General features: G+C 67.4%; 17 protein-coding genes. 9 read left to right on the forward strand and 8 right to left on the reverse strand.

What is annotated here, in order from left to right; all coding sequences use genetic code 11:
• The first annotated feature begins 296 nt into the window (after window positions 1-296).
• From R9X41_RS11295 to R9X41_RS11315, 5 genes are read left to right on the forward strand one after another with little or no spacing between them, the layout of a single operon-like run.
• The gene (locus R9X41_RS11295; protein ID WP_318634963.1) at window positions 297-1,223 is read left to right on the forward strand and encodes an ABC transporter substrate-binding protein; all 927 of its coding nucleotides are present in this window, start codon (window positions 297-299) and stop codon (window positions 1,221-1,223) included.
• A complete protein-coding gene (locus tag R9X41_RS11300; RefSeq protein WP_318634964.1) occupies window positions 1,220-2,656 on the forward strand; it encodes an MmgE/PrpD family protein in 1,437 nt (478 codons plus the stop codon). The genes R9X41_RS11295 and R9X41_RS11300 overlap by 4 nt, the downstream gene beginning before the upstream one ends.
• A 21-nt stretch (window positions 2,657-2,677) precedes the next feature.
• Window positions 2,678-3,442 (forward strand): ABC transporter ATP-binding protein, encoded by a 765-nt coding sequence (locus tag R9X41_RS11305; RefSeq protein ID WP_318634965.1) that lies wholly within the window; start codon window positions 2,678-2,680, stop codon window positions 3,440-3,442.
• Between the two features lie 12 nt (window positions 3,443-3,454).
• Entirely contained in the window at window positions 3,455-4,276 is an 822-nt protein-coding gene (locus R9X41_RS11310; protein WP_318634966.1) for an ABC transporter permease, read from the forward strand.
• Window positions 4,273-5,202 (forward strand): DMT family transporter, encoded by a 930-nt coding sequence (locus tag R9X41_RS11315; RefSeq protein WP_318634967.1) that lies wholly within the window; start codon window positions 4,273-4,275, stop codon window positions 5,200-5,202. Before R9X41_RS11310 ends, R9X41_RS11315 begins: the two co-directional genes overlap by 4 nt.
• On the opposite strand, the gene R9X41_RS11320 is transcribed toward R9X41_RS11315, so the two are convergent.
• The 4 genes from R9X41_RS11320 to R9X41_RS11335 all read right to left on the reverse strand — a co-directional run bounded on the left by R9X41_RS11320 (window position 5,184) and on the right by R9X41_RS11335 (window position 8,576).
• Window positions 5,184-5,690, reverse strand: a complete 507-nt coding sequence (locus R9X41_RS11320) for a DUF1993 domain-containing protein (protein WP_318634968.1) — start codon at window positions 5,688-5,690, stop codon at window positions 5,184-5,186. The genes R9X41_RS11315 and R9X41_RS11320 overlap by 19 nt on opposite strands.
• Before the next feature lie 114 nt (window positions 5,691-5,804).
• A complete protein-coding gene (locus R9X41_RS11325) occupies window positions 5,805-6,791 on the reverse strand; it encodes a Bug family tripartite tricarboxylate transporter substrate binding protein (RefSeq protein WP_318634969.1) in 987 nt (328 codons plus the stop codon).
• A 40-nt stretch (window positions 6,792-6,831) separates the two neighbouring features.
• Window positions 6,832-7,194: an AtuA-related protein gene (locus R9X41_RS11330; RefSeq protein WP_318634970.1), complete on the reverse strand. Its 363-nt coding sequence runs from the start codon at window positions 7,192-7,194 to the stop codon at window positions 6,832-6,834.
• Entirely contained in the window at window positions 7,191-8,576 is a 1,386-nt protein-coding gene (locus R9X41_RS11335; RefSeq protein WP_318634971.1) for an acyclic terpene utilization AtuA family protein, read from the reverse strand. Before R9X41_RS11335 ends, R9X41_RS11330 begins: the two co-directional genes overlap by 4 nt.
• A gap of 112 nt (window positions 8,577-8,688) precedes the next feature.
• Here R9X41_RS11335 and R9X41_RS11340 point away from each other — a divergent pair, with 112 nt between their 5' ends.
• Window positions 8,689-9,588 carry a LysR family transcriptional regulator gene (locus tag R9X41_RS11340; protein WP_318634972.1) on the forward strand — a complete coding sequence of 300 codons (900 nt, stop codon included), beginning with the start codon at window positions 8,689-8,691 and terminating at the stop codon, window positions 9,586-9,588.
• A gap of 54 nt (window positions 9,589-9,642) precedes the next feature.
• On the opposite strand, the gene R9X41_RS11345 is transcribed toward R9X41_RS11340, so the two are convergent.
• Genes R9X41_RS11345 through R9X41_RS11355 form a run of 3 tightly spaced genes read right to left on the reverse strand, consistent with a single transcriptional unit; the run spans window position 9,643 to window position 15,578 of the window.
• Entirely contained in the window at window positions 9,643-11,157 is a 1,515-nt protein-coding gene (locus R9X41_RS11345; protein ID WP_318634973.1) for an efflux transporter outer membrane subunit, read from the reverse strand.
• 1 nt (window position 11,158) lies between these two features.
• Window positions 11,159-14,329 carry an efflux RND transporter permease subunit gene (locus R9X41_RS11350; RefSeq protein ID WP_318634974.1) on the reverse strand — a complete coding sequence of 1,057 codons (3,171 nt, stop codon included), beginning with the start codon at window positions 14,327-14,329 and terminating at the stop codon, window positions 11,159-11,161.
• A 34-nt stretch (window positions 14,330-14,363) separates the two neighbouring features.
• Complete coding sequence (locus tag R9X41_RS11355; protein WP_412556684.1) at window positions 14,364-15,578, reverse strand: efflux RND transporter periplasmic adaptor subunit; 1,215 nt, start codon at window positions 15,576-15,578, stop codon at window positions 14,364-14,366.
• 124 nt (window positions 15,579-15,702) lie between these two features.
• On the opposite strand from R9X41_RS11355, the gene R9X41_RS11360 reads away from it, so the two are divergent.
• Window positions 15,703-16,368 (forward strand): TetR family transcriptional regulator, encoded by a 666-nt coding sequence (locus R9X41_RS11360; RefSeq protein ID WP_318634976.1) that lies wholly within the window; start codon window positions 15,703-15,705, stop codon window positions 16,366-16,368.
• 300 nt (window positions 16,369-16,668) lie between these two features.
• On the opposite strand, the gene R9X41_RS11365 is transcribed toward R9X41_RS11360, so the two are convergent.
• Window positions 16,669-17,025, reverse strand: coding sequence for a hypothetical protein (locus R9X41_RS11365; protein WP_318634977.1), 357 nt, complete (start codon window positions 17,023-17,025; stop codon window positions 16,669-16,671).
• 63 nt (window positions 17,026-17,088) lie between these two features.
• Between R9X41_RS11365 and R9X41_RS11370 the strand changes: the two genes are divergently transcribed.
• Together R9X41_RS11370 and R9X41_RS11375 are read left to right on the forward strand one after the other, a co-directional pair.
• Window positions 17,089-24,336: a hemagglutinin repeat-containing protein gene (locus tag R9X41_RS11370; RefSeq protein WP_318634978.1), complete on the forward strand. Its 7,248-nt coding sequence runs from the start codon at window positions 17,089-17,091 to the stop codon at window positions 24,334-24,336.
• Complete coding sequence (locus tag R9X41_RS11375) at window positions 24,336-24,683, forward strand: DUF6984 family protein (protein WP_318634979.1); 348 nt, start codon at window positions 24,336-24,338, stop codon at window positions 24,681-24,683. The genes R9X41_RS11370 and R9X41_RS11375 overlap by 1 nt, the downstream gene beginning before the upstream one ends.
• Window positions 24,684-25,537 lie beyond the last annotated feature (854 nt).

Consider the following 25,537-nt stretch of genomic DNA (forward strand, 5'->3'; position numbering starts at 1 on the left):
CATTTCGATGTTGTTAATGCGTGAATATTCTTTCTGCTGGAATTTCACCGCATATTTTTCGAGGTGAATGGCGAACCAGAATTCTATTCAATGGAATCGGGTTCCAAAAAACGCAATCAGGCATTGAATCTGCTATGGGCTTCGAAGGCGGACACGGAAAGTTCCGCGCCTCCGCCTGGCAATCGACCTCGTTCGATGTCGTCGCCCTATATTTTCGAGGACTCTTGATAATGCCGATCCAACCTGAATCCCGGTTACGCCGCAATATCCTCCTGACGGGAGCCGCCACCGCGGGCATGGCGACATTCGCACCACGCGTATTTGCCGCCAACAAACCGATATTGGCTGCCACCGGCATCGATTCCTACTTCAGCACGTTCCCGGTCGCGGCGCAGAAGGATTTTCTGCGCAAGCGCGGTATCGATTTCACCTTCCGCTCCTTCGACGACGGCGGAACCGCACTCGACGCCTTGCTGACCAACGCCGCCCAGGTCGGCTCGTCGAGTGGCGTCACGGCCATGGTCCGCTGGGACAAGGGCGGCCGGCTTTATCCGGTCGGCCAGCTCAGCAGCAGCGGCACGCTGTACGCGGCCACGGTCAGCGAGCGCATCAAGAAGCCCGAGGACCTGTACGGCAAGGTGGTGTCGTTTCCGCCGCGCTCATCGGCCCAGTACTTCTACGAGGCCTTCCTCGCCACCTACAAGCTCGACGGCAGCAAGATCCAGACGCGCGGCATTCCGACGCCCGAGTCCATCGTGGCCCTGCAGCGCGGCGACATCGACGCGTTCTTCCTGTGGGAGCCCTGGAACACGCGCGCGGCGACGCTGGTGAAGGGCGCGCGCACCATCGCGGTATCGCGCGACGTCGGGCTGGAGTTCGTGATGTATCTCTACTTCTCGGAAGACCTGATTCGTCAGAAGGCGCTGGCCGAAGACACCCTGGCCGGTCTCATGGAGGCGACCGACTGGATCACGAAGAACAAGGAAGAGACCGCCGAGATCATTCACAAGGGCTTTCGCCTGCCCGAGCCCGATGCCAAGCGCGGCCTCAACGAGCTGAGCTTCCGTATCTCGATGAACAAGGAACCGGTGCTCAAGGACTTCGAGAACCTCGCGGAGTTCTCCAGGCGCAACGGGCTGATCAAGAAGGCGCCGGACTGGAACGAGTTCATGCGGCCCGACATCCTGAAGGCCGTGGCCCCCGACCGGGTGGCGGGCTGGTGAGCGCGGTGGTGACCGGGTCGGCGCAGGCAACGCCCGATCCGCGCAGCGCTACGGTCCGTCTGGCGGCGCATGCCGCTTCGATCCGGCTCGATGATTTGCCCGAAGACGTGGTGCACCGCGCCAAGCTGACCCTGCTCGACACCGTCGGCGTGATGCTGGCGGGCGGGCAGAGCGAACTCGGCGCCCGCGTCGTCGCCGTGGCGCAGGCGATGGCGCCGGGCCACGAGTCGACCGTGCTGGGACGCGGCGCACCGCTGGGCCGGGCGAGCATCGCCGGCGCGGCGCTGGCCAACGGCACGTTGTCGGACCTGCTGGAGTCGCAGGACGGATGGCGTTTCGGCGGCATCCACCCCTCGCTGGTGATCGCCTCGGCGCTGGCGCTGGGCGAGGCTACGCATGCCAGCGGTGCCGAGTTGGTGGCTGCCATCGTCGCCGGATACGAGGTGGCCAACCGGGTGGCGGCGACCGCGCATCCGCACCACATGGCCGGCGGCTACATGCCCAACGGCACGGCCGGCAGCATCGGCAGTGCGGCGGCGTCCGGCCGCATGCTGGGCCTTCCGGCCGAGGCGATGGCCAACGCACTGGGCATCGCCGGCTTCCTGCTGCCGGTCTCCACCGCCGAGAACCTGTGGGAGGGCTATTCGAGCAAGGCTTTCCACACCGGCTATGCGGCGCGCATGGGGGTCGAAGCGGCGCTGATGGCGCAGGCCGGCTTCGAGGCTTGCGGCGTCGAGGGCTCGGCGACGCGGGGCCGGGGCTTCATGGAGATCATGAACAAGCGCCCGCCCGACCTGGAGCCGATGACACGCGACTTCGGCCGCTGGTACAGCCTGCGCGAGACGTATTTCAAGTTCTACCCGGCCTGCCGGCTCGGCCATGCCGCGATCGAGGCGGCGGTGTTGCTGGCACGTGAGACGGCGGTGGAACCGGGCGCGATCGTGTCGGTCGAGGTGCATATCTACGACCACGCCGCGCGCCTGCTCGACCGCTACCTGGAGCCCGGCGCCAGTCTGTCGGCGGCCCAGTACAGCCTGCCGTATTCGGTGGCGGTGTCCCTCACCGACCGTGACTACGGCATGGCCCAACTCGAGCGCGCCCGCCGCGACGACCCGGCGGTGCTGGCGCTCGCGCGGCGCACCACGGTGGTGTCCGATGCGGACATGAGCCTGCGCTACCCCGACACCACGCCGGCGCGGGTGGTCGTGCTCACCGTCGACGGCCGCCGGCTGGAGAAGACGGTGGAGATTGCGCCGGGCGACCCGCGCCGCGACGTGACCGACGAGCAGGTGTTCGACAAGTTCGCCGCGTTCGCGGAGCCGGTGGTCGGTGCTTTGGGTGTGCGTTCGCTGCGCGCGGAAATCATGGCGGTCGACCGCCTGGCGGACATCGCCTCGCTGCTGGCGCAGGTTCGCCATCTTCTCCAGGACTGAAAGGCACACATGGACACCACGATGCTTTCCACGCCCGGCCGGCCGCTGCTGTCGGCCAGCCGCGTTTCTTACAGCTACCCCGGCGCGAAGAACGCCGCGCCGGTGCTCGAGGACTTCAGCCTGAGCGTCAACGAGGGCGAGTTTTTCTGTTTGCTGGGCCCCAGCGGCTGCGGCAAGACCTCCATCCTCAATCTGCTGGCGGGCTTCACCCAGCCCGATGCCGGCACCATCTCGCTGGGCGGGCAGGCGGTCAGCCGTGCCGACGCCGACCGCGGTGTGGTGTTCCAGAACGAGGACGCCCTGTTTCCCTGGCTCAACGCGCTGCAGAACGTGTCGTTCGGACTCAGGATGAAAGGCATGGATGCCGCGCAGACCGAAACCGTGGCCCGACGCTTCATCGACGCGGTGCACCTCACCGGCCACGAGAAGAAGTTTCCCGGCGAGATGTCCGGCGGCATGAAGCAGCGGGTGCAGATCGCCCGGGTGCTGGCCAACGATCCCAAGATCCTGCTGATGGACGAGCCCTTCGGCGCGGTCGATGCGCAGACCCGTACCAGCCTGCAGGACGAGCTGGCACAGATCTGGGAGGCCGACCGCAAGACCGTGCTCTTCATCACCCACGACATCTCCGAGGCGATCTTGTTGGCCGACCGCATCGGCATCGTGAGCAAGGGCCCTCGGTCGCACCTGCTGCAGGTGCTCGACAACGACCTGCCGCGCCCGCGCCGCCGCTCCAGCCCGCGCTTCGGCGAGCTGTGGGAAGAAATCAACGCCTTGCTGCACTAGGAGAAACGCGCCATGAGTTATCCCGCGACCGCGCCGGTCTTCGAGGCCGGCGGCCGGCAGCGCCGCAAGGCGCGAATGCTGGCCTTCAACGACGCCTTTCTGGGGCTGGTCTCCCTGGCCGGCTTCCTGCTGGTGTGGCATGTGGTGGCCACCAGCTTCTTCCAGCCGCAGTTCTTTCCCGGGCCGCTGGTGGTGGCGCGCACCGCCGTCGAGATGATCGGCAGCGGCGAGCTGTTCGGCCATGTGGCGATCAGCATGCAGCGCATCCTGCTCGGCTTCGTGATCGGCAGCGTGGTCGCGATCCCGATCGGCCTGCTGCTCGGCACGCATCGCACGATGCGCAAGATCTTCGCGCCGTACACCCAGTTCTTCCGATTCGTGCCGGCCATCGCCTGGCTGACGCCGGTGGTGATCTGGTTCGGCATCGGCGAGCTGTCGAAGGTGCTGATCATCGTCTACACCACCGTGTTCATCGTGGTGATCAACACCATGGTGGGCGTCAGCAGCATCTCGCCCAACAAGATGCGCGCGGCCCAGTCGCTGGGTGCGTCGCCGGGCAAGATCTTCTGGTATGTCACCTTGCCGGCGGCCTTGCCTTTCGCGCTGACCGGCATGCGCATCGCCATGGGCAATTCGTTCATGGTGGTGGTGTCGGCCGAGATGGTGTCGGCCGAGTCCGGGCTGGGCTACCTGATCTTCAACTCGCGGCTGTGGATGGCGACCGACCAGATCTTCATCGCCATCTTGTGCCTGGGCGGCTTCGGCATCCTGACCGACTGGGTGTTTCGCATCCTGATCCGCCGGCTGGTCAGTCATTACGGCGTGGTCGAGTGAGCGGGGCGCGGCCGTTGGGCCGGGCCTACGCGCTGGCGTTGCTGGCGACCATGCTCTGGGGGCTGAACGCGGTGGTGGCGCGGGCGGCGGCCGGCGAGGTGGCGCCGACCCTGGCGACCTGGCTGCGGCTGCTGGTGGGGGCGGTGTGCATGTCGGTGCTGCTGCGCGGCAGGCTGCTCGCCGCGCTGCCGGCCGCGCGGGCGCAATGGCGGCTGCTCGCGGGCCTGGCGCTCAGCGGCATGGTGGGTTTCAACACCTTGTTCTACATCGCCGGCAGCTTCAGTCCGGCGGTCAACCTGTCGATACTGCAGGGCTCGATCCCCATCTTCGTGCTGCTGGGAACCTGGCTGTACTTCGGGCAGGCCTTGTCGCGGTCGCAGGTGCTGGGCAGCCTGGTCGCGTGCCTCGGGGTGTCGCTTGTGTTCGGCATCGCCGCCGGCGCGGGGTCGGGGGCGGCATCGTTGCGGGGCGAGCTGCTGGGCGGTGCGATCACGCTCGTGGCGATGGCGCTCTACGCCTGCTTCGTGCTGGGCGTCCGGCAGCGGCGCGGCATGGACGCCAGCCAGCTCTTCGGCGTGCTCTGCTGGCTGGCCCTGCTGCTGACCACGCCGCTGGTGCTGCTGGAAGCCGTGCACGACGGCTGGCACTGGCCCACGGCCAAGGGTTGGATGCTGATGGGCCTCTCGGGCCTGGGTGCGTCGTTCGGAGCGCAGCTGGCTTTTCTGCACGCGATCGAGACGCTGGGCGCGGCCCGGGCCGGCGTTTTCATGAACCTGATCCCGGTCTTCGGCGTGGGGTTCGCGGCGCTGCTGCTCGGCGAGCCCTTGCGCCTGCCGCATCTGCTCAGCCTGGCATTGATCCTGGCCGGCATCGCCCTGGTGGAGCACGCCGCGCGCGTGCCCCGCGTTCAGGCCGCGCCGAGATAGTCGCTCTTGCCGATCGGCACGCCGTTGTGGCGCAGGATCGCGTAGGCGGTCGTCACGTGGAAGAAGAAGTTGGGCAGCGCGAAGTGCAGCAGATAGCCCTGGCCGGTGAAGCTGCGGGCGCGCTCGCCGCTGCCGACGGTGACGGCGCGCTCCTCGCTGCCCTCGAAGGCCTGCGCCGGCACCGTGGCGATGAAGTCGCTCGTGGCGGCGATGCGTTCGGCCAACTGGGCGAAGGTGGTTTCCTTGTCGTCGAACGAAGGCGCCTTCTGGCCCGACAGCCGGGCGACGGCGAACTTGGCGGTGTCGCAGGCCATCTGCACCTGGGCCGCCAGCGGCAGCATGTCGGGCGCCAGGCGTGCCTGCACCAGTATCTCCGGCGCGATCTTGCGGGACGCGGCGTCGGCCGCGGCCTTTTCCAGCAGGTGCGCCAGCTGCCCCAGCGAGTGGCGCAAAACGGTGACGGAGGCGTCGAACATCGAGAGAGACATGGTTGGGATCCGGCTGCGCGGAGTGGTTGGCGAAGCGGCGGATCCTAGGCGCGGCCGGCGCGGCCTGTGTACCGCGCCGCCTTGGCCCTACGCCGTGTCGGCCTGTCTGCCAGGCTACTCGGCCTCGATGCCGGCGGCCTTTACGATGCGCCCCCATTTCTGCGACTCGTCGGCCTGGAATTTCGCCAGTTCCTCCGGCGTAGTGGTGAAGACCTCGGTGCCGGTCTGCTCGTAGAAGGCGGTGCGTGCGGCCTCGCTGCGGGCCGCATGCACCAGCAGTTCGTTCAGGCGCTTGACCACCGCGGGCGGCGTTTTGGCCGGGGCGTAGGCGGCGAACCAGTAGCCCATCTCGTAGCCCGGCACGGCGGCTTCGGCGATGGTCGGCACGTCGGGCGCGAGCGGCGAGCGCTTGGCGCCGGAAACTCCGAGCGCGCGCAGCTTGCCGGCCTTGACCTGGGGCAGGCCGGTGGCGGTGTCGGTGATCATCATGTTGATCTGGCCGCCGAGCAGGTCGGTCACCGCCAGGGTGTTGCTCTTGTAGGGCACGTGCAGCAGCTTGATGTCGGCCATCTGCTGCAGCAGTTCGCCGGCCATGCGCGACGACGAGCTGCCGCTGCCGAAGCTGTACTTGCCCGGCTCCTTTTTCGCCAGCGCGATGAACTCGCCCACGGACTTGGCGGGAAAGTTCATGTTGACCACCATGATCTGCCCGCCCTTGCCCAGGCCGGCGATGGGCGCGAAGTCCTTCACCGGGTCGTAGGGCAGTTTCTTGAACAGGTGCTCGTTGGCCGCGTGCGTGGTGTTGGTGGTGATCAGCACGGTGTAGCCGTCGGCCGGGGCCTTGGCGACCTGCTGCGAGGCGATGAAGCCGCTGGCGCCGGCGCGGTTGTCGATCACCACGGCCTGCTTGCTCTCGGCGGTGACGCTGTTGGCGAGCGCGCGGGCGATCTGGTCGGTGGCGGTGCCGGCGGCGAAAGGCACGACGAAGGTGATCGGCTTGTCCGGAAAGCCCTGGGCGGCCGCCGGCAGCGCGCAGCCCAGGGGGATCGTGGCCAGGGCGGCGAGGGCGGTGCGGCGCGGTATGCGGCGGATGGTTTTCATGGTGCTTGTCTCCTGTTTGTTTTCTTGAAAGGGATCGGTTCTAGCCTGGCGGCCCGGCCAGGCGGTGCAGCAACGCATCGGGCACCCGCACCGGCAGCTCGAGCAGCAGGAAGGACAGCGCCTTGCCATGCGTGTCGAGATTGAGCGCGTCGTTCACGCCGCCGTCGAGCACGCCGTCGAGCACAAAATTCATGGCCTGCAGGCCGGGCAGCAGATAGCGTTTGACCTCGCTGGGGCTGCGGTGCTCGAACTGCGCCGCCACGGCCTCGGGGGTGACTTGCTCCACCAGCAGCGGCCAAAAGTCTGCATGCCAGGCAATGACGCTGATGTTGGAGCGATCGCCCTTGTCGCCGGTGCGGCCGTGGGCCAGGCGGTAGAGCGGCACGGTCTGCAAGGTGATCATGCGGCCTCCTGGTCGATGAAGGCGAAGCCGGTCCGCACGGCGTCGCGGGCCAGCAGGCACGACACCGTGTTGAGCCGCGCGGTGAGGGAGGTGCGCACGCCGCCGCCGCCGGCCGGGCCGCAGGTGTAGAGCGCGGTGACTTCGCGGCCCAGGCGTTCGGCCTCGGCGCGGTCGGCATGGGTGGCCGCGACGCGCAGCCGCACGTCGCGGGCGTTGCCGGCGGGCGTGGCCGACAGCAAGGCGCCGCCGTCGTCTCCGAAGATGCTGCTGACGCCGATCAGGTCGGCGCGCAAGGCGAGGGCGGGCAGGCGCTGGCGCAGCACCTCGGCCGCCAGCCGGGCGCGGGCTTCGGCGCGCGGGCCGGCATAGGAGATTTCGCCTTCGGCCAGCCAGCCGCCTTCGTGGCAGACGTTGACCTTGTAGTGCGTCGGGCGTTCGTGGCCGTTGACGCCGTCGAGCGACACCCGGTCGGTGCCCGCTTCGATGACAGTGGCCTGGGAGATGTCGGCGCGGACATCCGGCGTCAGGTAGCCGGCGGGGTCGTGCACCTCGTAGAGCAGTTGCTCCTTCACCGTGGCCTCGGTGACGTAGCCGCCGGTGGCGTCGGCCTTGCCGATGGTGCAGCGGCCGTCGGCGTCGATCTCGGCGATGGGAAAACCCAGCGTGGCCAGGCCGGGAACGTCCTTGTAGCCGGGGTCGGCGAAGTAGCCGCCGGTCACCTGCGTGCCGCATTCGAGCAGATGACCGGCCATGGTGGCGCGGCCCAGGCGCTGCCAGTCATCGGCCGACCAGCCAAAGTGCGACATCGCCGGGCCGACGGTGAGCGAGGGGTCGGCGACCCGGCCGCAGACCACCACGTCGGCGCCCGCGTCCAGCGCAGCGGCGATTGGCTCGGCCCCGATGTAGGCGTTGGCGCTGACGACCGAGGCGGCATCGAGCCTGTCGCCGAGTTCGGCACGCAATGCGTCCATGGCGGGTGTGCCGCGCAGGTCGTCGCCCGACACCACCGCCACTTTCGGAGCGGGCAATCCGAGCTCGCGTGCCATGCGCAGCACCAGGCGGGCGGCGGCCTGCGGATGGGCGGCGCCGAAGTTGCCGACGATGCGGATGCGGTGATGCAGGCAGCGCGCCAGCACCGGTCGCAGCATCGCGTCGAGCAGGGGTTCGTAGCCGGCGTCGGGGTCGGCGCGGCGGCGCAGTTGGGCCAGGGCGAGCGTGCGCTCGGCCAGGGTCTCGAAGATGAGAAAGGCGCGCTGCCCGGCAGGGCCTGCCGCCAGTCGGGCGATGAGGGTGTCGACCACCGGGCCGGCCGCATCGGTGCGGTCGCCCGAAAAGCCGGCGGCGCAGCCCACCAGCAGCGCCGGTGTGGGGGAAAGGGACATCGTCGGTCTCGCTTGTCTCGTCGTTTGTCTCGCACTGTAGGCAGGCAGGGTTGATCCGTAAAATCGAAATAACGGATCAATTCATCGGAGAAGCGGATCAATGAAAAGCCCCATGCCCGACCTCTCCACCCGGCAGCTGCGTGCCTTTCTCGCGCTGGCCGACCGCCGCAACTTCACCCGCGCGGCCGACGCCTGCCATCTGTCGCAGCCGGCGTTCAGCGCCCTGATCCGCGCGCTGGAGTCGTCGCTCGGCACCCGGCTGTTCGACCGCAGTACCCGCAGCGTGCAGCTCACGCCGGAGGGCCGGCTGTTCGAGCCGTCGGCGCGGCGCCTGCTGGTGGACGTGGCCGACGCCCTGCAGGACCTCGACGACCAGGTGGAGCGCCGGCGCGGCCGGGTCCATGTGGCGGCGCTGCCGTCGTTGGCGGCCGGCTGGCTGCCGGCGGTGTTCGCCGAGTTCCGCGAGGCCTGGCCGGGCGTGGAGCTGGCCCTGTCGGACCGCCTGTCCGACGCCTGCATGGACCTGGTGCGCGGCGGCCAGGCCGACTTCGCGCTGGCGTCGGCGAGCGGGCGCGCGGCCGAATCCGCCGGGCTGCATCTGCACCTGCTGCACGCCGATCGCTTCTATCTCGTGTGCCGCGCCGACCACCCGCTGGCGCGCGGCCCCAGGCCGACACTGGCCCGCATCGCTGGCCATCCCTTCGTGCACATGACCCGCAACAGCAGCGTGCGGCAGGCGCTGGAAGCCGGGCTGCATCCCCTGACGATGAACACGGTGCTGGAGGTGGAGCAGCTCGCCACGGTCACCGGCATGGTCGAGGCCGGGGTGGGCATCAGCATCGTGCCGGAGCTGACGCTCTACCAGTTCCAGCGGCCTGCGCTGGTGACCCGGCCGCTGGACATTCCCAATTTCAGCCGGGCGGTATATCTGGTGCGGCGCGCGGAAGGCAGCCTGTCGGTGGCCGCGCAGACCCTGCACGACCTGGTGGTGCAGCGCCTGGGGCCGAAATGAAGCGCAAAGAAAAAGCGGGTCCGGCCTGCGCTGGCCGGACCCGCCTCGCCGGCCTCAGCGCAGCGGGGTGTCGCTAGACGGCGCCATGCCGACCGTGGCGTCGCGCGGCGCATCGCCCGAACGCTCCAGCCAGCCGCCACCCAGCACGCGGTAGAGGGTGACCAGGTTGGCGGCGCGGGCGAGCCGGGCCGACACCAGGCTCTGCTGAGCGGTGAACAGGTCGGTCTGCGCCTGCAGCACGAAGAGGTAGTCGTCCACGCCGTTGCGGTAGCGCAGGTCCGACAGCTCCAGGCGTCGCCGCTGGCTCTGCTCGAAGCGCTGCAGCGACTGGATCTGCCGGTCGTAGGTGCCGCGCGCGGCCAGGCCGTCGGATACCTCGCGGAAGGCCGACTGGATGGCGCGTTCGTAGTCGGCGATCTCGATGCGCTTCTGCACTTCGGTCAAGTCGAGGTTGGCCGACAGCGCACCCGCCCGGAAGATCGGCAACGCGATCTGCGGCGTGAAGCTCCACGACCGCTGCGCACCCTGGAACAACCCGCTGGTGTTGGGCGAGAGCGTGCCGAAATCGCCGGTGAGCGAGACGTTCGGGAAGAACGCCGCGCGCGCCGCGCCGATGTTGGCGTTGGCCGCGCGGAGCGCCTGCTCGGCCGCGGCGATGTCGGGGCGGCGCTGCAGCAGATCGGACGGCAGCCCGGCGGGGATGTCGGTGAGCAGCTGTTGGGCGCTCAGCGAAAGGCCGGCGGGCAGGTCGGCCGGCAGCGGCTGGCCGACCAGCAGCACCAGCGCGTTCTCGTCCTGCGCCCGGGCGCGTTCGTAGGCTTCGAGGCTGGCCGAGGCCTGCTCGACGATGCCCTTGGACTGCTGCAGGTCCAGCTCGGTGCCCACGCCGTTGTCGAAGCTCAACTGGGTGATGCGCAACGATTCCTGCGCGGTCTTGAGCGTGTTGCGGGTGACGGTGAGCTGGTCGTCGTCGCCCAGCATGGTGAGGTACTGCACCGCCACCTGCGACACCAGCGCGATCTCGGCGGCCTTGCGGGTTTCGGCGAGCGACAGGTACTGCGCCAGCGCCTGGTCCTTGAGGCTGCGGATGCGACCGAAGAAGTCGATCTCCCAGGAGACCGAGGCACCGACCGAATAAGTGGTGATGTAGTTGCGGCCGGTGGCCGACAGGTTGCTCGGCGTGCGGGTGCGGGTGCCGCTGGCGGCCGCGTCGATCGCCGGGAACAGCGAGGCGCGGGTGATCTGGTACTGGGCACGCGCGGCCTCGACGTTGAGCATCGAGACCTGCAGGTCGCGGTTGTTCTGCAGCGCCAGGCCGACGATGGCCTGCAGGCGCGGATCGACGAAGAAGTCGCGCCAGCCGATGTCGGTGGCGGCGCGGCCGTCGGCGGTGCGCGCCTGGCCTTCGGGGTCGGACGCGCCGGGCTGGCGGTCGTAGACCGAGCCGGAAGGGAAGGCCGGGGTCACGGGCGCGGCGGGACGCTCATAGACCGGCTGCAGGCTGCAGCCGGCCAGCAGCGTCGCGGCCAGTGCCACGGCGGTGAGGGTGAGGTTTCGCTTGGCTTGCATCTCAGTGGGCTCCTGCCGGTTGCGGCGTGCCGTGCCCCGGGGTGTCGTCGTCCTTCGGATGCTCCTTGGGCTTGGTGGAGCCGGTCAGCTTGCTGATGACCACGAAGAACATCGGGATCATGAAGATCGCCAGGAAGGTCGCGGTAAGCATGCCGCCGATCACGCCGGTGCCGATGGCGTGCTGGCTGCCCGAGCCCGCGCCGCTGCTGATGGCCAGGGGCAGCACGCCCAGGATGAAGGCCAGCGAGGTCATCAGGATCGGTCGCAGACGCTGGCGTGCGGCTTCGATGGCGGCCTCGACCACGCCCATGCCCTGGGCTTCGAGTTCGCGGGCGAATTCCACGATCAGGATCGCGTTCTTGGCCGACAGCCCCACCGTGGTCAGCAGGCCGACCTGGAAGAACACGTCATTGGACAGCCCGCGCATCGAGGCGGCGGCCAGCGCGCCCAGCACGCCGAGCGGCACCACCATGATCACGGAGATCGGGATGGACCAGCTCTCGTACAGCGCGGCCAGGCACAGGAACACCACCAGGATCGAGATGGCGTAGAGGATCGGCGCCTGCGAGCCGGACTGGCGTTCCTGGAAGGACAGGCCGGTCCATTCGTAGCTGATGCCTTCGGGCAGCTTGGCGATCAGCGCTTCCATGGCCGACATGGCTTGGCCGGTGGATTTGCCGGCCGCGGCGCTGCCCTGGATCTGGTAGGAAGCCACGCCGTTGTAGCGCTCGAGCTTGGGCGAGCCGTAGATCCAGTTGCCGCTGCCGAAGGCACTGAACGGCACCATGTCGCCCGCGCTGTTGCGCAGGTGCCAGTCGTTCAGGTTTTCCGGGTTCATGCGGTACTTGGCGTCGCCCTGCACATAGACGCGCTTGATGCGGTTGTCGGTGTCCAGGAAGTTGTTGACGTAAGAGGAGCCCCAGGCCACCGCGAAGGCCTGGTCGATGCCCTGGGCGGTGAGGCCCAGCGCGGCCGCTTTTTCGCGGTCGATGTTGACCTTGAACTTCGGCGTGTCGTTCAGGCCGTTGGGTCGCACCTGCGACAGCGACGGGTCCGCGTTGGCTTCGCGCACCAGCTGGTCACGCGCCTTGAGCAGCGCCTCGTGGCCAAGGCCGGCGCGGTCCTGCAGCTGCAGGTCGAAGCCGGAGGCGGTGCCGAGTTCGGGGATGGACGGCGGATTCACGCCGATCACCACCGCGTCCTTGTAGCTGCCGAATCGCCCGTTGAGGCGCTTGACCAGCTGCGGCAGCGTCGCGTCGGCGCCATCGCGGGTGTCGTAGTCCTTCAGTCGCACGAAGATCAGGCCGGAGTTCTGCCCGCGGCCGGCGAAGCTGAAGCCGTTGATCTCGAAGGTCGACTCGACCATGCCTTTTTCGTCTTCGCGCAGGTAGGTGCTGACGTCCTTCAACACCTTGGCCGTGCGCTCCTGCGTGGCGCCGGCGGGCGCCTGCACGATCACGAACATCGAGCCCTGGTCTTCTTCCGGCAGGAAGGACTTGGGCAGCTTCACGAACATGAAGGCCACCACACCGATCAGCAGCGCGTAGAGCAGCAGCCAGCGGCCGGACTTCTTGATCACGCCTTCCACGCCGCTGTGGTATTTGGCCTGGCTGCGGTCGAAGGTACGGTTGAACCAGCCGAAGAAACCGGTCTTCTTGACGTGGTCCTTGTCGATCGGCTTGAGCAGGGTCACGCACAGTGCGGGTGTGAGGATCAGCGCGGTGAGCACCGACAGGATCATGGCCACCACGATGGTCAACGAGAACTGCCGGTAGATGGCGCCGACCGAGCCGCCGGAGAAGGCCACCGGCACGAAAACCGCCGACAGCACCAGGGCCACGCCGACCAGCGCGCCGGTGATCTGGCCCATGGCCTTGCGGGTCGCCTCGCGCGGACTCAGGCCCTCTTCGGCCATCACCCGCTCGACGTTTTCCACCACCACGATGGCATCGTCGACCAGCAGCCCGATGGCCAGCACCAGGCCGAACATCGACAGCGTGTTGATCGAGAAGCCCGCCGCCGCCATGGCGGCGAAGGTGCCCAGCAGCACCACCGGCACCGCGATGGTCGGGATCAGCGTCGCGCGGAAGTTCTGCAAGAACAGATACATCACCAGGAACACCAGCACCACGCCTTCGATGAGGGTGTGGACCACCTCCTCGATCGACTGGGTGACGAAGGGTGTGGTGTCGTAGGGGTACTTCACCGTCATGCCCGAGGGGAAGAAGGGCTGCAGCTCGGAGACCCGCTTGCGCACCGCCTCGGCCACGTTGAGCGCGTTGGCGCCGGTGGCCAGCTGGATGCCGATGGCGGCGGCCGGCTTGCCGTTGTACTGGGTGATGAAGTTGTAGTTTTCGCCGCCCAGCTTGACGGTGGCCACGTCCTTGATGCGGACCTGCGAGCCGTCCGGATTGACCTTCAGCAGGATGTTGCCGAACTCCTCGGGCGTGCGCAGCAGCGTGGCCTCGGTGATGGTGGCCTGCAGCATCTGGCCGGGCACCGGCGGCGTGCCGCCGAGCGAGCCGCCGGCGATCTGCACGTTCTGCGCGGTGATGGCGGCGGTGACATCGGTGGCGTTGAGCTTGTAGTTGTTGAGCTTGGCGGCGTCGAGCCACACACGCATCGCGAACTGCGAGCCGAACACGGTCACCGTGCCCACGCCGCTGATGCGGCCGATCGGGTCCTGTACCTTCGACGACAGGTAGTTGGCCAGCTCGTAGCGGTCCATGTTGCCGTCTTCGGACACGAAGGCCATCACCAGCAGGAAGCTGCTGCTGGACTTGGTGACGGAGATGCCGGCCTGCTGCACCGTGGTGGGCAGCAGCGGCGTGGCCAACTGCAGCTTGTTCTGCACCTGTACCTGCGCGATGTCGGGGTTGGTGCCCGGCGCGAAGGTGATGGTGACGATGGCGGTGCCGGAGTCATCGCTCGTCGACGCCATGTAGAGAAAGTTGTCCAGCCCGTTCATCTGCTGCTCGATGACCTGGGTGACGGTGTTTTCCACCGTGCTCGCCGAAGCGCCGGAGTAGACGGCCCGGATCTGCACCGCGGGCGGCGCGATCGTCGGGTATTGGGCGATGGGCAGGGTGAAGATCGCACCCACGCCCGCCAGCATCAGGATGATGGCCAGCACCCACGCGAAGATGGGCCGGTCGATAAAGAAATTTGCCATGAATCAGGGGCTCTCGGTTCTGTCGGGGTGAGGCCTAGGAGCCCGTCTTCGGGGTGGCGGCACCGGCGGCCGGGGAGTTGGGGTCGCTCGCCTTGGCCGGTTCGGGCAGCTTGGCCTCGACCGCCTTGACCTTGGTGCCCGGGCGGGCCTTCTCGGTGCCTTGCACGATGACGCGATCGCCGACCTTGAGGCCTCCGGTCACGATCCAGTCGGCGCCGCGGGTGCCGGTGGTGGTGATCACCCTCTGCTCGACCTTGTCCTCGGCGCCGATCACCAGCGCCACCGGACGTCCGCTCTGGTCGTGCGTCACGCCGACCTGCGGGATCAGCATGGCCTGGTTGTTCACGCCTTGCTCCAGGCGGGCACGCACGAACATGCCGGGCAGCAGCACGTTGTTCCTGTTGGGGAACACCGCCCGCACGGTGACCGAGCCGGTGCCCTGGTCCACGCTCACGTCGGAGAACTGCAGCTTGCCGGTGTCGGCGTATTCGCGGCCGTTTTCCAGCGTCAGCTGAACCTTGGCGGCGTTGGCGCCGGTGGTCTGCAGCCGGCCTTCCTGCATGTCGGTGCGCAGCTGCAGGCCGTCGACGCTGGACTGCGTCAGGTCCACGTACATCGGGTCGAGCTGCTGCACCGTGGCCAACAGCGTGGCGCCGCTGGCCTGCACGTAGGCGCCGGGCGTGACTTCCGACAGGCCGATGCGGCCGCTGATCGGCGACTTCACATCGGTGTAGCCGAGGTTGATTTCGGCGGTGCGCACGGCGGCCTGGCCCGACGCCACGTCGGCGGCGGCCTGGCCCTGGGTGGCCAGGGCGTTGTCGTAGTTCTGCTTGCTGACCGCGTTGCCGGCCACCAGCACCTTGTAACGGTCGACCTGGGCGTTCTGCGCCACCAGGTTGGCCTGGGCGCGTGCCAGCGTCGCCTTGGCGGCGTTGAGCGTGGCGATGTAGGGCTGCGGATCGATCTTGTAGAGGCGCTGGCCGGCCTTGACGTTGGAGCCCTCGGTGAAGTCGCGGCTGAGCACGATGCCGTCGACCCGGGCACGGACCTGCGCGACCTGGTAGGCGCTGGTGCGGCCGGGCAGATTGCTGAACACCGGCACCGAGCTGGTGGCCACGGTGATCACGCCGACCTCCGTGGGCTGCGGCGGCGGCGCGGCGGCTTGCTTCTCGCATCCGGCCAGGGCCATCAGCAGCATGGCGGCGACGGCGGTGCCGGAATGACGGGTTGGAAACCTTGCAAGGAGCATTGACGACCTCAATTGGTGAAGAACCGGGTGACGCTCACGCGAGCGGACCCCACTAAAGATACAAACATGAATGTATCTATTATCGGATAATTCTGCTCACATTCGGAACAGAAGGAGACAGGGCATGCGACGTACCCGTGAAGAGGCGCTCGAAACCCGGGACCGCGTGCTCGATAGCGCCGAGCTGGTGTTTCTGGAAAAAGGCTTCGCCGCGGCGACCCTGGAAGACATCGCCACCGCGGCCGGCGTGACACGCGGCGCCATCTACGGGCATTTCGACAACAAGGCGGCGGTGTTCCAGGCGACGGTGGCACGGGTGAAGTCGCCCATGGACACGCTCATCGAAAGCGCAGCCGACGCCAAGGCCGAAGACCCGCTGCTCACGCTGCAGGGCGCGCTCGCCACTTGCCTGCGCGACGTCGCGACCGATCCGCGCACGCAGCGGGTGATCAAGATTCTGGTGACGCACCGCGATCCTGGACAGGCCGGCTGGCTGCAGGAGCGCAACCGGGTGGTCGGCGACAGCGCCCGTGCGCGGCTGGCACGCGGCCTGCGGGCGGCGGTGCTCAAGGGCCAGCTGCCAGAGCGGCTCGACATCGAACGCGGTGCCGCGCTGCTGCACGCCACCATCGGCGGCATCTTGCGGGAATGGCTGTTCGACCCGAGCGCCCTGGCCTTGCCCAAGGATGCCGACCGCATCGCGCAGGCGGTGCTCGACACCTTGCGCTTCAGTCCCGCCATGCTCAAGGCGAACCGCGCCGCCAAGCCGAACGCCATGGCCGCCTGTTGAAGGCCGGGCTCGGTCGGGAGCCGTCATGGCGGCTCCGGCGGTGAATTTTCGACGCATGGGTTACGGCTGGAGCGATGGGTCGGAGTGATCGCATGGATCATGCCGCGCGCCTGTGACAGGTGTCCGGGCGGACAGACAACCCGCCACTTTAGGGTAAACACCGAGATGCCGGAAGAAGCAATCGTTACTAAGTGATATGAGTTGGCTTCATGAAGGCGGCCCTTTGCCGGATCGCCGGAGCCGGCCAGGCCCCAACGAAAAAGCCCGCTTGCGCGGGCTTTGCCGTGGGGGATGCAGTGCTCAGACCACCAGCTTCCCGTAGTCGGCGCAGCCCGGCTGGAGTACCTCGGCACCTTGTGCGGCGCCCGCAGCGTGAGCCACGCCTATCTGCGCCAGGTGGCGCAGGTAGCGCGTGACCAACGAAGCCGCCTGCGCGGCGTCGGAGCGGACGCCAGGCCAGGCCCGCCTGAGCGGGCCTTTCGGCGAGGTCATCGCCAATGACATCGTGCCCTCCGATACGACGCCGAATCGGAGGGCACGCGCATGCCGCAAACTTTGCTGCCTGACGGAGGAGGGCGGGGGCAATAACACGTTCGATGGTGCCTGCATACGGCCATATTCCGTCCGATCGGCCCCACTCACGAGCATGGTGAGCAAGACTCAATCCGAAGGTATCCCTGGCTGACTAAGGTGCGCGGCTTTCTCGCCAGCTGCACCGCCATGAACCGCCAGTCGCATCGCCTCGTCTTCAACCGCGCCCGGGGCGCCCTCATGGCCGTGCAGGAGAGTGCGGCGGGCAGCGGCAAGGCGGCCTCGGGCGACCGTCGCGCCGGGTCTGTGGTGATCGGGCTGGTGCTCTGCGCCGCCGCCGTCCAGGCCCAGATCGCCGCCGACCCCACCGCCCCCGGCACCCAGCGCCCCACGGTGCTGCAGGCGCCCAACGGGGTCCCGCTGGTCGACATCCAGACGCCCTCGGCGGCCGGCGTCAGCCGCAACACCTACCGCCAGTTCGACGTTGCGCGGCCGGGCGCCATCCTCAACAACAGCCGGGGCAACACCCAGACCCAGCTCGGCGGCTGGGTCCAGGGCAATCCGTGGATGGCCGCGGGCAGCGCGCGGGTCATCCTCAACGAAGTCAATTCCAGCGACCCGAGCCGGCTGCGCGGTCACATCGAGGTCGCCGGCCCCCGGGCCGAAGTCGTCATCGCCAACCCCGCCGGCATCGCGGTGGACGGCGCCGGCTTCATCAACGCCAGCCGCGTCACGCTCACCACCGGCGTGCCGGTCTTCGAGGGCGGCAACCTCGAATCGTTCCGGGTACGCCAGGGCAGCGTCACCATCGAGGGCGCCGGGCTCGACCTGGGCGCGGCCGACCACGGCGCCATCCTGGCCCGCGCCATCGCCCTGAACGCCGGCCTGTGGGCGCAGCACCTCACCGTCGCCGCCGGCGCCCACGACGCCTCGGCCGATGCCAGCACCGTCACGGCAGCGACCGGCACGCCGGCCGACCGCCCGCGCTTCGCCCTGGACGTCGCCGCCATCGGCGGCATGTACGCCCACAAGATCTGGTTGATCGGCACCGAGGCCGGTCTGGGCGTGCGCAACGACGGCACCTTGTCGGCAGCCGGCGAGTTCGTGATGACCGCCGACGGTCGGCTGGAGAACCGAGGAACGATCCAGGCCCGGGGCGACTTGGCGATCCGCACCGCGCAGGACGTGCAGAACACCGGCGCGCAGGCGCTCATCCGCAGCGAGGCCAACGCCGCCGTCACCTCGGCCGGCGGCATCACCAACACCGAAGGCACCACCATCGGCGCGGCCGGCACGCTGGGCCTCGACGCCGCACGGGGCCTCAACAACCGGGCATCCACCATCGTCGCTGCGGGCGATTTGCGCATCGCCTCCACCAGCATCGACAACCAGGGCGGGCACATCGCGTCGAGCCAGGGCGTCTTGAGCCTCGACACGCTGGGCGGCGCACTCGACAACCGCGCGGGCGCGATCACCGGTCGGCAGGACGTTGGGCTCACCACCGGCACCCTCGACAACCGGGGCGGCACCTTCGCCAGCGAGGGCACGGCGAGCGTCTCCAGCGGCATCCTGGACAACCACCAGGGCCTGATCCAGGCAGGCGGCGCCCTGGCGCTCGACACCCACGGCCAGGCCATCGACAACACCGACGCGGCCGGCCACGCCAGCCACGCTGGCGGCATCGTGGCCGGCGGCGCCCTCGCCATCGCGTCCGGCGCTCTCGACAACACGGCCGGCTACGTCGGCTCCGGCGGTCCGCTGTCGGCCACGGTCACCGGTGACATCACCAACATCGGCTCGGGCGTCATCCAGAGCGAGTCGAACCTGTCACTCGCCGCTGCAGCAATCCATAACGGGACCGGCGCGATCAAGGCCCTGGGTGATGTGGCGATGACCACCACGGCGCTCGACAACACCGCCGGCCGGGTCGCAGCCAACGGCGACCTGACCATCGCCGGTGGCCAGCGCATCGACAACACCGACGGCCGCCTCGTCGCCGGCCGCGATCTGAGCCTGGGCGCGACCAACCCAGGCTCCCTGGCGCCGGTCATCACCAGCGCCACCGGCACCCTGCAATCGGGCCGCCACACCCGCATCCAGGCGTCCGACCTGCAGGCCGGCAGCGTCCTCGCAGGCGGCGACCTCGACCTCGATCTGGCCGCCGACTTCACCAACACCGGCACCCTCGCTGCCGGCGGCAACGCCCGCATCACCGCCGCAGGCCGCTTCACCAACCAGGCCGAGGTCAGCGCCACCGACAGCCTGCGGATCGTCGCCCAGACCATCGACAACACCGCTGCCGGCGACATCACCGCGAGCAACACGCACCTGCAGGCCAGCGATCAGATCATCAACCGCGGCCTGATCGACGGCACCGCCACCCGCCTGGACGCTGCCACCGTCTCCAACCTCGGCACCGGCCGGATCTACGGCGACCACGTCGCCCTTGGCGCTGACACCCTCACCAACGACGCCGAGACCATCGCCGGCAAGACCGACACCCCGGTCATCGCCGCCCGCCAGCGCCTGGACATTGGCGCCGGCCATATCGTCAACCGCCAGGGCGCGCTGATCCTCAGCGCCGGCAGCGCGGACGACGCCCTGGCCATCGGCGGCGCGCTCGATGCCAGCGGCCACGCCACCGGCAGCGCAGCCAGCCTGGACAACACCGCCGCCACCATCGAGTCCCTCGGCGGCGCCTTCATCGCGGCGTCCGCAGTCCGCAACACCAACCCCGGCCTTACCACCCGCACCGAGCACCGCACCGAACAACTCACCGAAGCCAGCGAAGTCGAATACATCGTCCTCGGCGGCGTGCGCTACCTGGAGAGCGAGCTCGGCCGCTGCAACCGGTGCGCGGCCGACCGCTTCGACAACGGCGCTACCAGCCTGGAGCGTCTCGAATACGTCGCCCCCAGCGCCCGCTACCCCTTCGAGAAGTACTCGCGCGTGCCCTACACGCTCGAAGAGAGCCGCATCGTCACCGCCGACACCGAGGCCGGCCCCCAGCAGACCACCTTCTTCGAGCGCTACTTCTACCCCGAGGACAGCTCCGTCTGGGCGCTCTTCGAGGTCCCCGTCGGCCAGCACGACGAGCTGCGCCAGCGGCTCACCGCCTACAACCAGGACCTCATCTCGCGCGCCTACCGCGACTACGATCGCATCCGCGTCAAGCGCACCGAGACCGAGCAGACCGTCGTCGACAACCCTGGCACCCCGGGCCGCATCCTCGCGGGCGGTGACCTCCGCATCGACGCGGGCCATGTCTTCAACACCGACAGCCAGATCCTCGCCGGCGGCCAGTTGGCCCTCGACGGCAGGACCCTCGTCAACCAGGAGACCCCGGGCGAGCGCGTCGTCACCGGCTACGGCGACTTCCGCCGCGACCACGTCGAATACGACCCCTACCGGGTGCGCGAGGGCCGCTACGGCGCGGGCGACTACGTGGGTGTCGTCGAGAACGTCACCACCACGCTCGGCAGCGCGCAGGCGCTGGGCGACACCCGCCCTGTTGGCAGCGGCGTACAGCCCGGCGCGCGCCACACGGTCTTGTCCACCGGCGAGCCCGGCCAGCAGGTCCTGTCGATCGACACCAGCTCCACCGGCTGGACCGTCCCCACCAGCGGCCTGTTCCGCCCCAGCCCATCGCCTGCCACCGGCTACCTGATCGAGACCGACCCGCGCTTTACCGACCAGCGCCGCTGGCTCTCCAGCGACTACCTGCTCGAAGCCCTGGGCCTGCGCCCGGCCAGCATCGACAAGCGCCTGGGCGACGGCTTCTACGAGCAGCGCCTGGTGCGCGAGCAAGTCGCCCAGCTCACCGGCCGCCCGCGCCTGGCCGGCTACGCCAGCGACCAGGCGCAATACCAGGGCCTGCTGGACGCGGCCGCCACCTTCGCCACGCAATGGCAGCTGGTGCCGGGCGTGGCCCTGTCGGCGCAGCAGATGGCCCAGCTCACCAGCGATATCGTCTGGCTCGTCGAGCGCGAGGTGAGCCTGCCCGACGGCAGCACCACCACCGCCCTGGTGCCGCAGGTCTACGTGCGCACCCGCGCGGGCGACCTCGCGCCAGACGGCGCGCTGCTCGCCGGTCGGCAGGTGGATATCCGCCTGACCGAAGACGCCCGCAACACCGGCACCATCGCCGGGCGCGAGGTGGTCACGCTCACGGCCCGCAACGTCGACAACCTCGGGCGCATCGCCGGTGCCGACGCCACGGTGCGAGCCGAAGAAGACCTGCGCGTCACGGGCGGGCGCATCGAGGCCGAGACAAATCTCTCTGCCAGCGCCGGCCGCGACCTGACAGTCGAGTCGACTACCCGCACCGCCTCGGCCACCTCGGGTCGATCCACGAGCAGCCTCACCCAGGTCGACCGCGTCGCCGGGCTCTACGTCACCGGCAAGGACGGCAAGGGTGGAACCCTGGTCGCCAGCGCCGGCCGCGATGTGACTCTCGTCGCCGGCGTCCTCGACAGCCAGGGCGAGGTGCGCGTGGAGGCAGGCCGCGACCTCAACCTGACGACCCTCACCACCGCCGAGCGCTCCGACCTCACCGCCGACGAGCGCAACTACCTGCGCCAGGCGGCCACCCGAGAGGTCGGCAGCCTGATCCGCTCGGGCGGCGACACCGCCCTGAGCGCGGGCCAGGACCTCATCACCCGCGCTGCCACCGTCGACGCCCGGGGCGACCTCGCCGTCACCGCCACGCGCGACGTACGGATATCGGAAGGCCGCGCCACGACCGCCAGTGACGACGCGCGCTACGCCCGGAGCTCCGGCCTTCTGTCCTCCTACAGCCAAGCCTCCCGCGAACAACGCGAGCGCGACACGGCCATCGGCTCGGACCTCGGCGGCAAGACGGTCACCATTACGTCGGGCCGCGATACGCTGGTGAGGGGATCGACCGTCATCGGCGACGAGGGCGTGGCGATCACCGCCGGCCGGGGTCTGACCATCGAAGCGGCACGGGAACAGGAGCGCTCGGCCACCGCCGCCGAGACCAAACGATCCGGCCTCATGGGCAGCGGCGGCTTCGGCGTCACCCTGGGCAGCCAGGCCATCGGCGGCGAGCAGACCCGCGCGGCCACGAGCGCGGCCGCCAGCACCGTCGGCGCCATCGCCGGCGATGTCACGCTGACGGCTGGCGGCACCTACACCCAGACCGGCAGCGACGTGCTCGCCCCCGAGGGCGACATCGCCGTCACCGCGCGCAACGTCAGGATCACCGAAGCCCGCGAGACCGAGCGCAGCACCACCGAGCAGCACGCCCGCCAGAGCGGCCTGACGCTGGCCGTCACCAGCCCGGTCATCGCCGCCGCGCAGAGCGCGGTCGCCAGTGCCGAGGCCACCGGCGACACCGGCAGCGCCCGCATGAAGCTGCTCGGCGCGGCCAGCACCGCCATGAGCGGGGCCACGGCGGTCGGTGGCCTGCAGGACGCTGCATCGAGTGGCGGAGGCGGCGTCAACCTCGCGCTCAGCGTCGGCGCCAGCCGCAGCAGCTCCACCACGACCACGACATCCGACAGCGCCCGCGCCAGCACCGTCCAGGCCCGCAACGTCACCATCCGCGCCACGGGCGGCGGCCAGGACAGCGACCTCCTCATCCAGGGCAGCGAGGTGACCGCCCGCCAGGACGTGACCCTGGAGGCCGACCACCGCATCGACATCGTCTCCGCCCAGGACACGAACGAGCAGCACAGCAAAAACAGCAGCAGCGCGGCCAGCGTAGGCGTGAGCTTCGGCACAGACGGCCTGATGTTCAACGCCAGCGCCTCGGGGGCCCGAGGCCGCGCCGACGGCAGCGAGACCCGCCAGGTCAACAGCCATGTGACCGGTGGCCGACAGCTCAGCATCCAGAGCGGCGGCGACACCACGCTGGCCGGCGGCGTCGTCCAGGCCGCTCAGGTGAGAGCCGACATCGGCGGCAACCTTGTCATCGAGAGCCGGCAGGACACGGCGAAGTTCGACAGCCGCCAACAGAGCCTCGGCGGCTCGGTGAGCCTGGGCTACGGCCGCTCCGGCGGCAGCCTATCGGTCGGCCAGAGCCGGGTCGATGCCGACTACGCCAGCGTCGCCGAGCGCAGCGGCTTCCAGGCCGGAGACGGCGGCTTCCAGGTAAAGGTGCAGGGCGACACGAGCCTTACCGGCGGCGCCATCGCCAGCACCGAGGGGGCGGTGCAGGCCGGCAGGAACACCTTCGAGACGACGAACCTCACCACCCGCGACATCGAGAACCGCGAAGACTGGCACGCCAGCGGCTTCAGCTTCTCGGGCGGCTACAGCAGCGGCGGCGGCGGCAAACCCAGCGACGGCAGCGCCCAGGGCGCCACGCCCAACGCCGCCGGCGGCGTCAACGGTGCGGCCGCGGGCATCGGGCGCACCAGTGGCCATGCGGCAAGCACCACCACCAGCGGCGTCAGCGGCATCGCCGGCGACACCTCGGTGCGCACCGACGACGACGCCCAGGGCATCGAGAAAAAATTCGATGCGCAGAAGGTCCAGAAGGAAGTAGCCGCCCAGGTCCAGATCACCGCCACCTTCGGCCAGCAGGCAGCCAAGGCGATCGGCGACTACGCGGATGCGAAGTACCGCGAACTGAAGGAGAGCGATCCCACCGAGGCGGCCAAGTGGGCCGAGGGTGGGAGCTACCGCGTGGCGGCGCATACGGTGCTCGGGGGCCTGACCGGCGGCGTGCAAGGCGCTTTGGGTGCCGGCGGTGCGGCAGCGGCGGCGGCGGCAATTGATCGAGCAACCACAATTCTTCCCGAGGGAATCAGGCAGGCCGTAGGCGGTGCACTTGCCGTAGGTATAGGGGCTGCGCTGGGAAGCGAGTTCGGCGTTGCAGGTGCTTTTAACGAAGATTTGAATAATCGGCAACTTCATATAGTGAAATCTGCCGACATAAAAATCATGGCCGAAAAAGAAGCATCCAATTCCGGAATTTCAGCAGAAAAACTATATCTGGCCAGTATGCTGGTTTTAGGAGACTACTTCGATGCTGCGGGGGAAATACGACCTGAATTTGCCCGTATAAGCGCCGAGGAATATATGGCTGCGCAGCGAATCTTGCTCTCTCAACCGGCAGGATCAGCGATCGCAAGAGAAATGGCGCAGTCCCAACAAGTTGTGCTGCCCCAGTTTGCCATATCGGATGAGCACACGATTAGTGTAGGCCGCATACCTGGCATGGCGAACCCACAAATTCGATTTGGACGCAATGAAAACCAAGAGAGCCATGCTTTCAGGCACTCTGACGAAACTGGAGTCGCACGATCCGACATTAAGACCGCAATCAACAAAAACCTTAATGCGCTTGGGCCTATTCTATCAGAAGGCCCCTACAATGGAACCATAGCCGCTGGCGGACGAACTTTCGACTTCACAGGCTTTCTTCGAAATGGGGAAATTAATGTTGGCCGCATTACGCCGAGGAATTAATGGACGCACCAAATATCGATCAGAAAATTCTATTGAATGCATTTCGCCATGAATGCAAAGCGCCGGAAATCTTAGGTTATCTTTCAAGAAATGATTTATTGACTGAAAAACTAGATGATGGCGACATGGGGAGTTTTGAAATTCATTTTAAAAATCTTCCAAAAAACGTTTTTTTTGAGACAAAGAAAGTTGCTCCAACGTTGGTGGCCAATGACTCGGACAATGTGCCAATTTTTGCGACTTTGTTCCTTCGCAACGGAATTCCATCGAGCATTGAGCTTTGGAAAGTCGATTTTTCTCCTGTTCTGACATTCCCACGAGAATGGAAAGCGGAGACTGTTTTTTAAATACAGCCCAAAAGTGTTAATGCCATGAACGTGATTGACATGAGCTCTGCTGCCGCCGCAAAACCTCAGTCTAAATATCACTTTAGCGGCTAAACACTGAAATAAAATCAAATGGACTTGTTTTTGGTGGACACTGCACTGTCGGCAGCACGACGCGCATTATTATTGGAACGGCTTCGGAATCCAGCGCGTAAAGGGCTTATAAAGCAAAATTAGAGGTTGTTGATCTTAAAAATCCTAACGCTTTCTTGCCGAAATCAAATAATAAGGGTTTCCCGTCAATATTTCCTAAATAGCTGGTCTGCAGATCGGATCAAGGTGGAAGTCGCCGTCGCTTTCAAAAAAACTGTCAACGGTAATGCATGGACTGCCGTCACCCCAGTGGCGTAAAAGTTCAAGGTTGCTTAAGGCCCAAGACCAAAGTATTTTCAATATATTAAAAAGATCATGTCCTTAGTTTTCTTTTGGGCACCGAGACACATAGACCAAATAAAAGACTTGTCACCGCACTGTTTGACTACCAACACTTCAGATTCGCCTGAGGGCATTCTCTGCGATATTTTGACTGACGACGGGGGTATTCCATCCGCCCAGGTAATGCCTTGGCTCGAGCATGGCTTGTCCTCGGTCGATGCCGTACAAAGTGAGACGCAGGAATCTCAAGACTGGGCACGTGACACATGGTGCGTGTATATTAAAAAAACAGAATGCATAATATCTTCGCTCATGACGAAGATTACAACTATTCCCTGCCGACGTCGACATTTCGCACAGTTCTAGAAGCATGGAAAAACTTCTGTAAAAATCAAAAAAAAGACGATACAATCTCATTAACTCTTGACTAAGTTACATAC

Source organism: Xylophilus sp. GOD-11R, from assembly GCF_033546935.1.
Classification (GTDB): Bacteria; Pseudomonadota; Gammaproteobacteria; order Burkholderiales; family Burkholderiaceae_C; genus Xylophilus.

Excerpts from the sequence above, each read along its gene's own strand:
- R9X41_RS11295 (WP_318634963.1), top strand. The coding sequence starts at position 297 with ATGGCGACATTCGCACCACGCGTATTTGCCGCCAACAAACCGATATTG.
- R9X41_RS11305 (WP_318634965.1), top strand. The coding sequence starts at position 2,678 with ATGCTTTCCACGCCCGGCCGGCCGCTGCTGTCGGCCAGCCGCGTTTCT.
- R9X41_RS11310 (WP_318634966.1), top strand. The coding sequence starts at position 3,455 with ATGAGTTATCCCGCGACCGCGCCGGTCTTCGAGGCCGGCGGCCGGCAG.
- R9X41_RS11320 (WP_318634968.1), bottom strand. The coding sequence starts at position 5,690 with ATGTCTCTCTCGATGTTCGACGCCTCCGTCACCGTTTTGCGCCACTCG.
- R9X41_RS11325 (WP_318634969.1), bottom strand. The coding sequence starts at position 6,791 with ATGAAAACCATCCGCCGCATACCGCGCCGCACCGCCCTCGCCGCCCTG.
- R9X41_RS11330 (WP_318634970.1), bottom strand. The coding sequence starts at position 7,194 with ATGATCACCTTGCAGACCGTGCCGCTCTACCGCCTGGCCCACGGCCGC.
- R9X41_RS11335 (WP_318634971.1), bottom strand. The coding sequence starts at position 8,576 with ATGTCCCTTTCCCCCACACCGGCGCTGCTGGTGGGCTGCGCCGCCGGC.
- R9X41_RS11340 (WP_318634972.1), top strand. The coding sequence starts at position 8,689 with ATGCCCGACCTCTCCACCCGGCAGCTGCGTGCCTTTCTCGCGCTGGCC.
- R9X41_RS11345 (WP_318634973.1), bottom strand. The coding sequence starts at position 11,157 with ATGCAAGCCAAGCGAAACCTCACCCTCACCGCCGTGGCACTGGCCGCG.
- R9X41_RS11350 (WP_318634974.1), bottom strand. The coding sequence starts at position 14,329 with ATGGCAAATTTCTTTATCGACCGGCCCATCTTCGCGTGGGTGCTGGCC.
- R9X41_RS11355 (WP_412556684.1), bottom strand. The coding sequence starts at position 15,578 with ATGCTCCTTGCAAGGTTTCCAACCCGTCATTCCGGCACCGCCGTCGCC.
- R9X41_RS11360 (WP_318634976.1), top strand. The coding sequence starts at position 15,703 with ATGCGACGTACCCGTGAAGAGGCGCTCGAAACCCGGGACCGCGTGCTC.
- R9X41_RS11370 (WP_318634978.1), top strand. The coding sequence starts at position 17,089 with ATGAACCGCCAGTCGCATCGCCTCGTCTTCAACCGCGCCCGGGGCGCC.
- R9X41_RS11375 (WP_318634979.1), top strand. The coding sequence starts at position 24,336 with ATGGACGCACCAAATATCGATCAGAAAATTCTATTGAATGCATTTCGC.